The sequence below is a fragment of the Rothia sp. 32237D007AR genome (assembly GCF_053544675.1).
In genome coordinates, this window is record NZ_JBPPUO010000004.1 from 135,213 (window position 1) to 148,511 (window position 13,299).

General features: G+C 58.2%; 11 protein-coding genes. 7 read left to right on the forward strand and 4 right to left on the reverse strand.

All coding sequences use genetic code 11. The features are described 5' to 3' along the window. Positions 1-8: 8 nt before the first annotated feature. Positions 9-1,136 (reverse strand): uroporphyrinogen decarboxylase, encoded by a 1,128-nt coding sequence (hemE, locus tag ACED87_RS04345; protein WP_449083717.1) that lies wholly within the window; start codon positions 1,134-1,136, stop codon positions 9-11. Positions 1,137-1,223: 87 nt separating this feature from the next. Here hemE and ACED87_RS04350 point away from each other — a divergent pair, with 87 nt between their 5' ends. From ACED87_RS04350 to ACED87_RS04365, 4 genes are all read left to right on the forward strand, one after another. Next, on the forward strand, positions 1,224-2,516 hold the full coding sequence (locus ACED87_RS04350; RefSeq protein WP_449083719.1) for a glutamyl-tRNA reductase: 1,293 nt from the start codon (positions 1,224-1,226) through the stop codon (positions 2,514-2,516). Positions 2,517-2,577: 61 nt separating this feature from the next. After that, on the forward strand, positions 2,578-3,237 hold the full coding sequence (locus tag ACED87_RS04355) for a TetR/AcrR family transcriptional regulator (RefSeq protein ID WP_449083721.1): 660 nt from the start codon (positions 2,578-2,580) through the stop codon (positions 3,235-3,237). A 142-nt stretch (positions 3,238-3,379) separates the two neighbouring features. Beyond that, positions 3,380-3,607: a DUF3107 domain-containing protein gene (locus ACED87_RS04360; RefSeq protein ID WP_449083722.1), complete on the forward strand. Its 228-nt coding sequence runs from the start codon at positions 3,380-3,382 to the stop codon at positions 3,605-3,607. Between the two features lie 203 nt (positions 3,608-3,810). Continuing rightward, on the forward strand, positions 3,811-5,388 hold the full coding sequence (locus ACED87_RS04365) for a DEAD/DEAH box helicase (protein WP_449089636.1): 1,578 nt from the start codon (positions 3,811-3,813) through the stop codon (positions 5,386-5,388). A gap of 74 nt (positions 5,389-5,462) precedes the next feature. Here the strand turns inward: ACED87_RS04365 and ACED87_RS04370 are convergent, their stop codons facing one another. Both ACED87_RS04370 and ACED87_RS04375 read right to left on the reverse strand, forming a co-directional pair. After that, the gene (locus ACED87_RS04370) at positions 5,463-6,896 is read right to left on the reverse strand and encodes a GuaB1 family IMP dehydrogenase-related protein (RefSeq protein WP_449089637.1); all 1,434 of its coding nucleotides are present in this window, start codon (positions 6,894-6,896) and stop codon (positions 5,463-5,465) included. 56 nt (positions 6,897-6,952) lie between these two features. Further along, positions 6,953-7,798: a PHP domain-containing protein gene (locus ACED87_RS04375; protein ID WP_449083728.1), complete on the reverse strand. Its 846-nt coding sequence runs from the start codon at positions 7,796-7,798 to the stop codon at positions 6,953-6,955. Positions 7,799-7,903: 105 nt separating this feature from the next. On the opposite strand from ACED87_RS04375, the gene ACED87_RS04380 reads away from it, so the two are divergent. After that, positions 7,904-9,484, forward strand: coding sequence for an aminopeptidase P family protein (locus ACED87_RS04380; protein WP_449089639.1), 1,581 nt, complete (start codon positions 7,904-7,906; stop codon positions 9,482-9,484). A gap of 41 nt (positions 9,485-9,525) precedes the next feature. On the opposite strand, the gene ACED87_RS04385 is transcribed toward ACED87_RS04380, so the two are convergent. Then, entirely contained in the window at positions 9,526-10,386 is an 861-nt protein-coding gene (locus tag ACED87_RS04385) for a general stress protein (protein ID WP_449089640.1), read from the reverse strand. A 905-nt stretch (positions 10,387-11,291) separates the two neighbouring features. Here ACED87_RS04385 and ACED87_RS04390 point away from each other — a divergent pair. Next, on the forward strand, positions 11,292-12,599 hold the full coding sequence (locus ACED87_RS04390; protein WP_449083732.1) for a magnesium transporter MgtE N-terminal domain-containing protein: 1,308 nt from the start codon (positions 11,292-11,294) through the stop codon (positions 12,597-12,599). Beyond that, entirely contained in the window at positions 12,592-13,290 is a 699-nt protein-coding gene (locus ACED87_RS04395; protein ID WP_449083734.1) for a DUF1003 domain-containing protein, read from the forward strand. Before ACED87_RS04390 ends, ACED87_RS04395 begins: the two co-directional genes overlap by 8 nt. Positions 13,291-13,299: the final 9 nt, after the last annotated feature.

Sequence of the window (13,299 nt, forward strand, 5' to 3'; positions counted from 1 at the left end):
CTTTCTACCTAGCCTTTGCGGGTTGATGAGTGGATGTAGTCGACCAGGCGGGTCAGGACGGTGGGGTCGGTGGTGGGGGGCACCCCGTGCCCTAGGTTTACCACGTGAGCTGGGGCGCTGCGTCCTTCGTCGATGACGGCGTCGGTGTGGGCGGTGAGGGCTTCCCAGCCAGAGGCCAGGAGGGCCGGGTCGATATTGCCTTGGAGCACGATGCCGCCGCCTAGGCGTTCTTGGGCTTGGGAGAGAGGCAGGCGGTAGTCGACACCGATGACGTCGGCCCCGGCTTCTAGCATGGCAGGCAGTAGTTCGGCGGTGCCGGTACCAAAGTGGATGCGGGGCACACCGTAGTGTTCAACGGCTGCCAGGGTGGCTGCCGAGTGGGGCATGACAAAGCGGCGGTAGTCGGCCTCCCCTAGGGAGCCGGCCCAGGAGTCAAAAAGTTGCACGGCTGATGCCCCTGCCTCGATTTGGGCGGCAAGGAATTGGGCTGAGGTTCTTGCTGCCCAGGCACCTAGGGCTTCCCAGGCGTGGGGGTCTGCGTGCATCATGGTGCGCGGACGCAGGTGGTCGCGTGAGGGGCCGCCTTCTACCATGTAGGCCGCTACGGTGAAGGGGGCACCGGCAAAACCAATTAGCGGGGTGGAGCCCAGCTTTTCGACGGTCAAAGCTACGGCTTCTCGGATCGGGTCAAGGGCGCAGTCTTCAAGTTCGGGCAGGTTCTTGATGTCTTCTAGGGTGCGGACTGGAGCCTCCAGCACGGGGCCGCGACCGGGCACAATATCTACCCCTACCCCTGCTAGCTTCATGGGGATGACGATGTCTGAGAAGAAGATAGCGGCATCTACCTTGTGGCGGCGTACCGGTTGGAGGGTGATTTCTGCGGCCAGTTGGGGGTTCAGGCAGGAGTCCAGCATGGGGATACCTTCACGCACCTGGCGGTATTCGGGCAGGGAGCGCCCTGCCTGACGCATGAACCAGACCGGGGCGTGCTCGGCCTGGCGCCCGGTGAGGGTGCGGATCATGGCTGATTCACCGGTTCCGGCTGTTTTGAGGGGGTGGGATGCGGGCAGATGGGCAAGTTGCTCGTCGGTGAGCAAGGGGCGCTGACGTAGCGCTGATGGCACGGTCTGACTCATATACACCATTCTGCCAAGTTTAAGGCACAACTTTGGAGACACCTTGTCACTAGCTGCGGTGAGGGAGCTGTCTATAATAGTGTCGTCGTGACTATTTTTAGCCTTGTTGCATCGCATCGCTCTGTCGACCTCACCACTGTGGCCCATCTCAGCGAAGGCGTTGAGAAGATTCACCGGGACCTTGAGCGCACCGGTATCCGTGGTGAGGTGATTTTGTCTACCTGCAACCGGCTAGAACTTTACGCAGAAATTCCCAGCAGACCCGGAGCTACCGACCAGAATATCGCCAACGATGTTGCCACCGCCGCAGAACACATTTTTGACTCTATTTCTCTTGGCTCCGGGCTCTCCTACGACCTGGTAGAAAACAGCTTCGATGTGCTTGTTAATACCGACGCCGCCCACCATCTTTTTACCGTAGCTTCAGGCCTGGAGTCAGCCGTTGTGGGCGAGCGCGAAATTACCGGCCAGGTGCGCCGGGCTCTAGCTCTCTCCCAGCAGCGGGGGCGGGCTACTGGCAATCTGGTGCGCCTTTTTGAGTATGGGGCGCAAACGGCTCGCAGAGTTGGTCAGCGGACCATGCTTGGTTCGCGGGGTCGTTCTATTGTGTCTGTGGCCCTTGATATGGCTGATGATATTGCAGAGAAGAGCTGGGAGGAGCGCCGGGTTCTTGTCTTTGGTACTGGGGCCTATGCTGGTGCGGCTGTAGCTGCCTTGCATGGGCGCGGTACGACCGATATTTGGATTTATTCTCGTTCAAATCGTGCAGCCTTTTTTGCCGACAAACGCGGGGTGCAGGCCGTCCCCCATGGGGACCTTCATAAGTACATGGCCTCCGCGGACATTATTATCGGCTGTTCTGGCGGGGCCTCTCCCATGTTGCCTATCGAAATCCCTGAGGGGAAGCGCGTCATTCTTGATTTGGCACTCTCCCGTGACTTCGCTCCTGAGGTAGCAGACTTACCAGAGGTAGAACTGATCACCCTCGAATCGGTGCGTCTTGCGGCCCCTCAAGAGACTGTGGAATCTGTCCACACTGCCCGCACAATTGTGGACGAGGCCGCCGCAGAGTTCTCCATCAAGGAGAAAGCTCGGAGCGTGGACGCTGCTATTGTTGCTCTGAGACAACACACCATGAGCGTGCTCGATGCCGAGCTAGCTAAGGTGCATAACCAGTACGGGTGCACCGCAGCAACTGAACAGCTTGAACTGGCAATGCGCCGCATGGTCAAGTCCCTCTTGCACACCCCGACCGTCCGCGCCCGTGATATGGCGCGTCAAGGGCGGGTGGATGATTATGTAGCGGCCCTCAAGGCCCTCTATGGTATCGAGGTGCAAGAGACCTCCGAAGAGGCTGAACCCCAAACTGACGCCTCCTAGGTAAGCGGCACCCAAACTGCCGTGCCCCCGTCCGCTCACCGTCCCAAAGGTCCGGCCGTAAATGACTACTACGCTAGGTGCACCCCACCCCGCCAGTAATGATGACTCCATCGACCCCTCAGGTGCTAGCCGTCTACCCAAAGAGCTACGCCGCCAACAACTCATCGGAAACGCCGTGCGTGTTTTCGCAGCCCAGGGCTATCACGCCACCACCATGGACCATATTGCCGCAGCCTCGCAGGTGACTAAACCGGTGCTCTACCAGCACTTCACCGGCAAACGCGACCTCTACCTGGCTGTGCTTGATGAACAAATCAAGACCCTCATGAACCAGTTGTTGCACCCTCTCTATGCCACTGAGGTTAACCGTGAACGGGTGCAGGGGGTCATCGGTGCTTTCTTCAGTTTTGCCCGCAAGAATGTGGCTGGCTACCGGCTCATCTTTGAATCCGATATTCGTAACGATTATGCGGTACAAGAACGCACTGATGAGATGCTCAATACCCTGGCCCAGCGCATTGCTGAGGTGCTGGCACCTGAGGCGGGTATGCCCACAGAAGAGGCTCTAATGACGGCCCGCATGCTCACAGGAATGACGCAGTCTGCCGCCCGTATGGTCATTGGCACCGGAGCCTCAGCTCAGCAGCTCAAAACAGCTGAGCGTTCGGTCTTCCGTCTAGCGTGGGGCGGTATATCAGTGATTGACCAAGACTGGCGCTAGGGGCCCTGCTGCTGGTTGGGCTTTAGCCTTCTGTCTCTGTCAGCTCAGACCGAAACCCTGCCCCCTTTCTGGTCTCGCTCACGTAGACTGGTGGGCAGAGACCCCCTGCCGCCGGGTAAGGGACTGATAGGAAGGAATCCTCATGGAAATTAAGATTGGCGTGCTCAATGTACCCAGCCAGGTCGTCATCGACACCGATGAAACCGCCTCAGAGGTACGCGCTAAGGTTGCCGCAGCTCTTGAGCAGGGCGGCATCTTGGAACTGACCGATGCGAAGGGTTCCACTACTCTCGTGCCGGCAGCCAATATTGGTTATGTAGAGCTGGGTGCTGAAACCAAGCACCGCATTGGCTTTGGTATCGGCCAGTAGATGTAGGTTTGATGTAGAGGGTAGGCCCTGGGAGTTTGACACAAAACTCCCAGGGCCGCCTTACTTTTACGGCTCTTGCCGGTAGAATAGAGGAGTTATTTGGTTGCCCGGTCGTACCATCCGTATAGACTCACCTGCCTTTAGCTCTCCTGCCCAACGCCCTGTATGCGTCCTGATGGTGGTTGATAGAGCTTCTTTGTTGCATGAAAACCCACGATCGGCTTCCTCCTTTGCCCCGCGGTGGGGCCTCACTTGAAGGAACATGTTTCGTGACAGACTCTACTACCAGTAAAACTTTCGCCGACTACGGTGTACGCCAAGACATTGCCGATGCCCTAGCAGAAAAGGGCATTACCTCCCCCTTCCCCATCCAGGCGCTAACCCTGCCGGTGGCTCTTTCTGGCCAGGACATTATCGGCCAGGCTAAGACCGGTACCGGTAAGACCCTGGGCTTTGGTCTACCTGCCCTACAGAGCGTAGCGGTCCCGGGTACGCAGGCTTTTGAGCAGCTCCCTACCCCCGGTGCGCCCCAGGCTCTGATTATTGTTCCTACCCGCGAACTGGCGATCCAGGTGGGCGATGATTTGTCGGTTGCCGCCTCAAAATCTGGTGTGCGTGTGAGCACCCTCTACGGTGGCCGACCCTACGACAGCCAGGTTAAGGAACTAGAAAAGGGTGTTGAGCTGATTGTGGGCACCCCGGGCCGACTCATTGACCTGCACCGTCAGAAGTACCTCAACCTCGCCCAGATTAAGATTGTGGTTCTTGATGAGGCCGATGAGATGCTTGATTTAGGCTTCTTACCCGATGTGGAGCGTCTTCTTTCTGCTGTGCCTGAGGTCCGCCAGACCATGCTCTTCTCAGCAACCATGCCCGGGCCGGTGCTCACCATGGCCCGCCGTTATATGAGCCGCCCCATGCATATTCGCGCCGAATCTGGTGAAGAAGAGACCATGACTAAGGCCTCGATTCGCCAGGTTATTTACCGGGCCCACCCCCTGGATAAGGACGAACTCGTTGGCCGTATCCTGCGTGCTGAGGGCCGGGGCCGCACCGTCATTTTCACAAAGACTAAGCGCTCAGCCGCTAAGCTTTCTGATGAGCTGATGGCTCGCGGTTTTGCCGCTGGCGCTATCCACGGTGATTTGAACCAGGGTGCCCGTGAGCAGGCTCTGCGGGCTTTCCGCAACGGCAAGGTCGATATTTTGGTGGCGACCGATGTGGCTGCCCGTGGTATTGACGTTGAGGATGTCACCCACGTCATTAACTACCAGTGCCCTGAGGATGAGAAGACCTACTTGCACCGTGTGGGCCGCACCGGCCGCGCCGAAAAAGAAGGTACCGCTGTGACCTTGGTGGATTGGGAGGACGTCCCCCGCTGGAAGCTCATTAACAAGGCCCTGGAGCTGGGTGTTGATGAGCCTGTTGAGACCTATTCTTCGTCCCCCCACCTCTATTCTGATTTGGGGATTGCTAAGGGAACTAAGGGGCGTCTGCCTAAGGAAGAGCGCACCGCAGCCGGTTTGCAGGCTGAAGAGACTGAGGATTTTGGTGGTGCTCCTTCGCGTCAGAAGCGGCAGGACCGTGGCGGGCGCGGTGAGCGAGGCGAACGCGATGAGCGCCGCGGACGTTCTGGCTCACGTTCTTCGCGCCGTGATGGTGCCCGTTCAGGCGGCGAGGCCCGTAAGGAGAAGCCTGCTGCCCATAAGGGTGAAGCCGGTGAGGGCGGGGCTCAGCCGCGCCGCCGCCGTACCCGCCGGGTAGAAGGCGGCGAGAGCTAGACTCTTTCCCTCCCCCCTAGTAAGGGGCACAGGCCTGGGCCACCGTAACAGGTGGCCCAGGCTTCTTCTTCCCCTTAGCGGGTGGCGCGGGCCTGGCCCTCAGCGTAACCTGCACCTGACTGGATACCCACCACGGCCCGCTGGGCAAACTCTTCAAGAGTAGCGGCACCAGCATAGGTGAAGGATGAGCGCACACCAGAGATCATCGAGTCAATCTGATCTTCCACGCCCCCGCGCCCCTCAGGCAGGTAGATGCGGGCTGAAGAGATGCCCTCTTCAAACATTTCCCGGCGGGCCTTCTCAAAGGCCTCGGTCTTAGAGTTGCGGTTAATCACGGCACGGCGGGAGGCCATGCCGAAGGACTCCTTATAAAGGCGACCGTCGACGTCCTGTATGACATCGCCAGGTGATTCGTAGGTGCCAGCGAACCAGGAGCCCACCATGACGTTAGAGGCACCTGCGGCCAGGGCTAGGGCAACATCGCGGGGGTCCTTGATGCCGCCGTCCGCCCACACGTGCACGCCCAGTTTCTTCGCTTCAAGAGCGCATTCTAGGACGGCAGAGAACTGGGGGCGCCCCACACCGGTCTGCATGCGGGTGGTGCACATGGCACCGGGGCCCACACCAACCTTGATGATATCTGCCCCAGCTTCTGCCAAATCGCGCACGCCCGCTGCGGTCACCACGTTACCGGCAGCAACCGGGACCGCCGGGTTAAGGGCCTTGACCTTTTTCAGGGCCTCAATCATGGTTTCTTGGTGGCCGTGGGCGGTATCAACTACCAGCACATCGGCACCGGCCTCTATCAGGGCAGCAGCGCGGCCAGCAACATCACCGTTAATGCCGATAGCCACACCAATGCGGAGCCTGCCCTGGGCGTCTGTGGCCGGTGTGTAGAGGCTGGCGCGCAGGGCAGCTGCTCGGGTGAGCACACCCACCAGCTTGCCCTCGGCATCTACAACGGGGGCGACCTTGCGAGATTTTTCGTGCAGAATATCGAAGGCTTGGCGCGGGGTGACTGTATCAGGCAGGGTGAGCAGCTCGGTGCTCATCAAATCTTCAACCTGGTCAAAATTATCTGCCCCGCGCAGATCCTTGGGGGTAATCACGCCAATAGGGCTCTGGCCATCAACGACGATAGCGGCCCCGTGGGCGCGTTTAGGTAGCAGGTGGCGCACATAGCCTGCGGTGTGGTGGGGCTTGACGGTAATAGGGGTGTCAAAGACCAGGTGGGAGTTCTTCACCTCCTGTATGGTGTGGGCGACGATCTCAGCAGGGACGTCCTGGGGGATGATTGCGATGCCACCGCGCCGGGCAACGGTTTCAGCCATGCGACGGCCAGATACGGCGGTCATATTGGCAATGACCAGGGGGATGGTGGTGCCGGTTCCGTCTGCGGTGGAGAGGTCTACGCTCATGCGGGAACCTACCGCAGATCGTGAGGGAACCATAAACACGTCGTTGTAGGTCAGATCGGTGGCCGGAGTCATACCGTTGAGAAACTTCATACCCTCAAGTCTAGGTGGTGCACTCCCCCACAAGCTGTTTGTTTGCTTTGAGCATGTTACTGGGCCGATTTCTGCCGCAGCTGCTGGGAGAGTTCTCTGATACGGTCCACCGTCTCTTGGGGGGTGGTGTTTTCACCCAGACGATTAGGCTTACCTGCCCCGTGATAGTCAGAGGAGCCAGTAACCAGCAGCTGGTGTTCGGCCGCGGTCTTCAAAAGCCAGGCGCGCCCTTCAGGGGGGTTATCCCGGTGGTAGACCTCAAAACCTGCCAGGCCGGCATCAATCATGGCATAGATGGTCTGGTCGCTCGCTATTTTTCCGCGGGAGGACGCCTTGGGGTGGGCCATAACCGGCACGCCCCCTGCCGCCCGCACCAGCTCCACGGCTCGCACCGGGTCAAGAGCGTAATGGGATACATAATACTTGGAGCGGGTCGTCAAAATAGTCTCGAAAGCCTCAGAGCGGTTACTCACAACCCCCAACACCACCAGGGCATCGGCAATGTGCGGACGCCCCACGGTAGCACCCTCATGCACCTGCTCCTGCACTATCTCCCAGGTCACCGGGTAGTCCTCAGCCAGCCTCTCAACCATGCGCTGGGCCCGGCCCAACCGGGAGTCACGGGCACGACCAATCTCAGCTAAAAGAGCTTCATCGGTCGGGTCATGAAGGTAAGAAAGAAGATGAATACTCACCCCCTGAGCCGAACAGGAGATTTCCATGCCAGGCAGAAAATCTAGCCCCAGGCCACCGGCTGTTTCTGCGGCCTCAGCCCAGCCTGCGGTGGTGTCATGGTCGGTGAGGGCAAAACCGGTCAGCCCTGCGGCAGCAACATCAGCTACCAGTTCAGCTACCGGCTGGGTTCCATCAGAAATACGGGAGTGGGTGTGCAGGTCGTACATACCACCAGGTTACCTTCGCCAGGCCCCCAATAACAGGCACTAGCTAGCACCGCCGCCCCGCCTTGCGCTAGACGCACCGTTAACCGGCTCACTAGACTGGTAGGCATGACTACTAGCGATAAGACCCCCACCCCAGGAGATGACCAGCCTATTGAAGAGCGCGTCACCAACCGCTCTGCTGCTCCTACTTCCAGCGCTTTTACTGAATTTATGGCAGCTAACTGGGCGCCGGCGTCCGACCAGCTCCCTGCCCGGGCCCGCATAGCTGACTTCGCAGCCCAGCGCCGCGCCAAAATCTCTGCGGCCTTCCCCGGCGAGCGCCTGGTGCTACCTGCTGGCCCTTTGAAGGTGCGTTCGAACGATACTGACTACCGTTTCCGCCCGCACTCAGCCTTTGCTCATCAGACTGGCCTGGGGCTAGATCATGAGCCCGATGCGGTACTGGTTTTTGAGCCGGTTGAAGAGGGTCAGGGGGATCAGGGTTCTAACCATGAGGTTACCCTCTATTTCCGCCCCTTGGCGGGCCGTGATACTGAGATGTTCTACCGCGACCCCCGCTATGGTGAGTTCTGGGTTGGCCCCCGCCCTACCCTCGAGTCGCTGGGTGCTGAGTATGGGCTACGCACCAGGGATCTTTCTGAACTGGAGGTAGCAATTACTAAGAATGCCGGGCATCAGGCCCTGGGTGGGGTTCGCATCCGTCTGGTTCGTGATGTGGATGTGAATGTTGATGCCCTGGTTGATACCTCTCGTTACAATACCGCTGTTGATTTAGAGGAGTCAGATAAGCTCGATGCTGCCCTAACTGAGGCTCTTTCTGAGGCGCGCCTGGTGAAGGACGAGATTGAGGTGGAGAATCTTCGCCGCTCGGTAGGTTTTACCATTGAGGGTTTTGCTGAGGTTGTCAAAGCTCTACCTGCGGCTCGTGCTCACCGTCGCGGTGAGCGTGTTGTTGAGGCCGCTTTTTTCGCTAAGGCCCGTGTTGAAGGCAATGACCTGGGCTATGACACTATTGCCGCTTGCGGTAACAACGCCACTATTTTGCATTGGATTCGTAATAACGGCACTGTTGATGAGGGTAAGTTGCTGCTACTGGATGCCGGTGTTGAAGATGACACCCTCTACACGGCCGATATTACCCGCACTCTGCCGGTGAGTGGTAAGTTCTCCCCGGTTCAGGCTAAGGCCTACAATATTGTGCTTGAGGCAGCTGATGCAGCGTTTAAGGCTGCGGTGCCGGGTAAGAAATTCCGTGAGGTTCATGAGGCTGCTATGCAGGTTCTGGCGGCCCGTTTGCATGAGTGGGGTCTGTTGCCTGTCTCTGCTGAGGTTTCCCTTTCAGCTGAGGGTGGCCAGCACCGCCGTTGGATGCCCCACGGCACCAGCCACCATTTGGGTCTTGATGTGCATGACTGCGCCCAGGCTAAGAAGGAGCTCTACATGGAGGGCACCATTGAGCCGGGTATGGTATTCACTATTGAGCCGGGCCTTTATTTCAAGGAAGAGGATTTGGCGATTCCTGAGGAGTTGCGCGGTATGGGCATCCGCATTGAGGACGATGTGCTCATTACCGAGGACGGTAACGAGAACCTCTCAGCTGCCCTGCCTCGCACCGTTGAGGGTATCGAGGCCTGGATGGCTGAGAACTCCCGCCCTGAGAGCGCTCACCGCACTGACCACAGTTAACCAGATAACCGCGAGGACAGTTAGGCCTGAGGGGCACCCTGCTACTGGGTTTTTTCGTTCTCTGCTCTGTGGGGTGCCTTGCGGATAGTTGCTTCGAATTCTTCGGGGGTTTCCACGCGTAGACCGTATTTACCAGCAGCCTTTGAACCGTCGCGGTTGGTTTCGGCTGGGGGCACAAAGGCGGGGGCGGAGGTGCTTTCTGAGGCGGCAGGACCCTGAGAATTCTGAGACGACTGAGATTGCTGGGGTGCCTGAGACGGCCGGGGCGCCTGGGGCTGCTGGGCCGCGTAGCCCTGGGGGTTAGCCTGGCTCATACCGGGGTGGATGTAGGGGCTTGAGGTCTGCCCCTTCTGGGGCCCCTGCTGGGCGAAGGGATGAGCTGCTGGCCCGCGCACCCCGCTGTGGGTGTCAGTGGGCTGCACCGTGACGCGCAGTAGGTGGCGGGCAGCTTGAGCGGTGGCAGGAATAGCCATGAGGTCAAAACGCTGGGGGAGCATCTGGCTGCGGGTGCGGATGCCCCGGCCCTTGCTGCGGGAGGCTACGAAAATGGAGTAGATGATGCAGAAGGCAATAGCCAGGGGCACGATACTTAGAAGATTAGCCAGGATGGAGGTCTGGGTAATCACCGCGTTGAAGAGAGCAACGAGGGCACCAAGACCAAGACCCTGAATAACCCCGCCCAGGGCTGCCCTGGGGTAGGTGGCTTGGCCGGTGACGTAATCAATCTGCTGCACATCGTGGCCCACGATGAAGAGGGAATGCACCGGGAATTTCTGGCTAGCAAGGAATTCGATGGCCTTAGTCACCTCTTTACGGTCGGTGAAGGTTGCAACGAGTTCACCAGGGGGCAGGTGGGCGCCGTCGGCCATGGCCAGGGCAGGAGGTGCTTTGAGTTGATTCATGCCCCTATTTTTTCTTATTGGGCAGGGAGTTTGCTAGGAGCGCGCCGGTGTATCGCCACAGGTGAACTCTCAGGGCGGTTGCATGTTATCTATAGCTAGAAAACACCTAGCGCCTTGGAGGCTTATTCAAAAGTAGAAGCACACCCCACACCCACCAACGTACAACCAGGCTAACAACTACACAAAACGCCCACGCTACAACAAACCCTAAACAACCACCTCACCTGAGGAAAACCAGGAAGCAGACCACCAACCCCTCACCCTATCCCAGGCACTCACAACACCAAGATCACTGCTCACCAACAGCACACTAATACCGGCCTGAAACTAGCGCTCACCAGGTAAAACCAACTACTCTGGTCAGCACAAGCAGGCCAGGTGCAATCACCAAGTCCTCTGCACCATTGATGGCAGGCTCCTTTTGTTATTACAGACCGGCTACCTGGTACTCGGCACGATGCTTATGCCCTCAAAAAGCATGGTGTAGATAGGGACGTGGATGAGATACCCCTAGCCGATAAAGGCTAAGTAGGTTTGGGGCTACTGACACCAACCAAGGGACAAACCCGGCGGTGAAGACATCGGACTCTGTCGAAGAGATTGAAGTCTGTCAAGGACAAGCATCGTGTGATGAACAGGGTGCGAGCTGTGGTGGAACGTGTCATCGCGCAGGATAAGACCTGGCGTATTTTTCATACGGGTTTCCGGTGTCTATTGGGTTCTTATGGGCGGGTGTTTTCTTCTGGTGTGTGGGGTGGTGTTGTATGCGGCTGGGAGGACTTTTGAATACCCCTCGCTACTGTGCCAATATGTAGCATGCTATAGACGAAATTCTATAGACATTTCAATCAAGGTTTGATTTTTTCAGTGGCAGATGCGGGCTGAGGCAGGTACCCTTGATAACTGTGAGTAGCGTACCGAACAAGATTTTTATTGCCCGCCTTTTGGGCCTAGACGTTTTTGACCCCCACGGTGACCGCCTGGGCCGTCTGCGCGATGTTGTGGTGCTTAAAAGCGGGTTTACCCAGTTCAGTGCGGTGGGCCCTTTAGCTAAGCTCAAAGAGCCAGTCGTGGTGGGCATCGTCATTGAAATTTTGGGCAAGAAACGTATTTTTGTTCCCATGACGCGGGTGACCAGCATCGATTCTACCCAGATTATTTTGACCGGCCTGGTCAATCTGCGCCGCTTTGAGCAGCGCGGCTCTGAGGCGCTGGTGGTCGGTGAGCTCTTTGACCGTAAGGTGCAGTTGCGTGATGGGTCAGGCCTAGCCCAAATTGAGGACGTTGCCATGGAACAGCGCCGCAACGGCGACTGGTTCATCTCAGAGCTCTTCATCTCCCGCGGCCACGCCAGTTTGATGCGCCGCCGCAAGGAAACCCTGATTGTGGACTGGGATGAGGTCATTCTCTCCACCGACTTTGAACCCCAGGCTGCTACCGCCTTCGTAGCAAGCCATGAGGACTCTAACCCCGCTGACCTGGCAGATGCTATTCACGAGATGCCAGATAAGCGCATGGTTGAGGTGGCCCAGGAGCTTCAAGATGAGCGTCTGGCAGATGTGCTACAGGAGCTACCTGAGGACGACCAGGTGCAGATCCTCTCCCACCTTGAGGTGGAGCGCGCCGTCAACGTCCTTGAAGAGATGGAACCCGATGACGCAGCCGATCTGCTCGGTGAGCTAACAGATACTCAGCGTGAAGAGCTGCTGACCCTCATGGACCCGGAAGATTCGGACGATGTGCGCCGTCTTCTGGAGTATGAGGAAGGCACAGCCGGTTCGCTCATGAACCCGGTCCCTATTATTCTTTCTCCCGAAGCGACCGTGGCTGAGGCCCTGGCTCATATCCGTCAGGAAGAAATTTCCCCTGCCATGGCAGCGGCGGTGGTGGTCACGCGTCCGCCGCTTGAAACCCCTACCGGTAAGTACCTGGGCATTGTGCACATGCAGCGTTTGCTGCGCCACTCCCCCAGCGAGCAGGTGGGCAATATTATTGATACGTCCATTGAGCCGGTAACTGATGCTGCCAGCATTGAAGAAGTCGCCCGAGTGTTGGCGACCTACGACCTCACTATTATCCCGGTGGTCAACGATTTTGACCGTCTGGTTGGTGCGGTCACTGTGGATGACGTGCTCGATGAGATGTTGCCTGATGACTGGCGCACCTATGACGATGGAACCCCGATTCGAAAGGTAGGCCGCCGCTTTGAGTGAGGCACGCGAGCGCGATGAATCAGCGCAGACTCTAGGGACCCCCCAGCAGAAGAAGCGTCGGCCGCTTTTTCAGCTCAGCCCTAACCCTGATGCTTTCGGTCAGATGACCGAGAAGATTGCGCGTTTTATGGGTACCCCGCAGTTTTTGCTGTGGATGACCGTTTTTTGTGCCCTCTGGTTGGGGTGGAATACTCTGGCCCCGGAGGGTATGCAGTTTGATCCGCGGTCGCTGAACTTTACCCTGCTGACCTTGATGCTGTCTTTGCAGGCCTCTTATGCTGCTCCTCTTTTGCTGTTGGCGCAGAACCGGCAGGATGACCGTGACCGTGTGGTTGCCCGCCAGGACAGGCAGCGCGATCAGCGGAATCTGGAGGAGACAGAGTATCTGACCCGTGAGATCGCCTCTTTGCGTATTACTTTGCGTGAGGTTGCTACCCGTGACTTTGTGCGCGGGGAGATGCGCGACATTATGGAGGAGCTAGCTGAGGTGCAGCGCCGCCAGGAGGAGCTTTTTACTCGGGCTGAGTCTTTGGCGGCTAAGGCCAATGAGCTTGAGGTTTCTGAGAATGCCGCGGCCTTTGACCCTCATGCGGCTCAGCCGGTTACCAGTGCTTTTGATGTGCTCAGTGATGAGCACCCGAAGATGCGTAAGAAGAAGAAGGTTAAGGACATCGACCGCTCCTTCGAGTAGGCGGTTTAC

Bases quoted from the DNA above. Each gene is read 5' to 3' on its own strand.
- ACED87_RS04385 (WP_449089640.1), bottom strand. From the start codon at position 10,386: ATGAATCAACTCAAAGCACCTCCTGCCCTGGCCATGGCCGACGGCGCC.
- ACED87_RS04375 (WP_449083728.1), bottom strand. From the start codon at position 7,798: ATGTACGACCTGCACACCCACTCCCGTATTTCTGATGGAACCCAGCCG.
- hemE (WP_449083717.1), bottom strand. From the start codon at position 1,136: ATGAGTCAGACCGTGCCATCAGCGCTACGTCAGCGCCCCTTGCTCACC.
- ACED87_RS04370 (WP_449089637.1), bottom strand. From the start codon at position 6,896: ATGAAGTTTCTCAACGGTATGACTCCGGCCACCGATCTGACCTACAAC.
- ACED87_RS04360 (WP_449083722.1), top strand. From the start codon at position 3,380: ATGGAAATTAAGATTGGCGTGCTCAATGTACCCAGCCAGGTCGTCATC.
- ACED87_RS04365 (WP_449089636.1), top strand. From the start codon at position 3,811: ATGAAAACCCACGATCGGCTTCCTCCTTTGCCCCGCGGTGGGGCCTCA.
- ACED87_RS04355 (WP_449083721.1), top strand. From the start codon at position 2,578: ATGACTACTACGCTAGGTGCACCCCACCCCGCCAGTAATGATGACTCC.
- ACED87_RS04380 (WP_449089639.1), top strand. From the start codon at position 7,904: ATGACTACTAGCGATAAGACCCCCACCCCAGGAGATGACCAGCCTATT.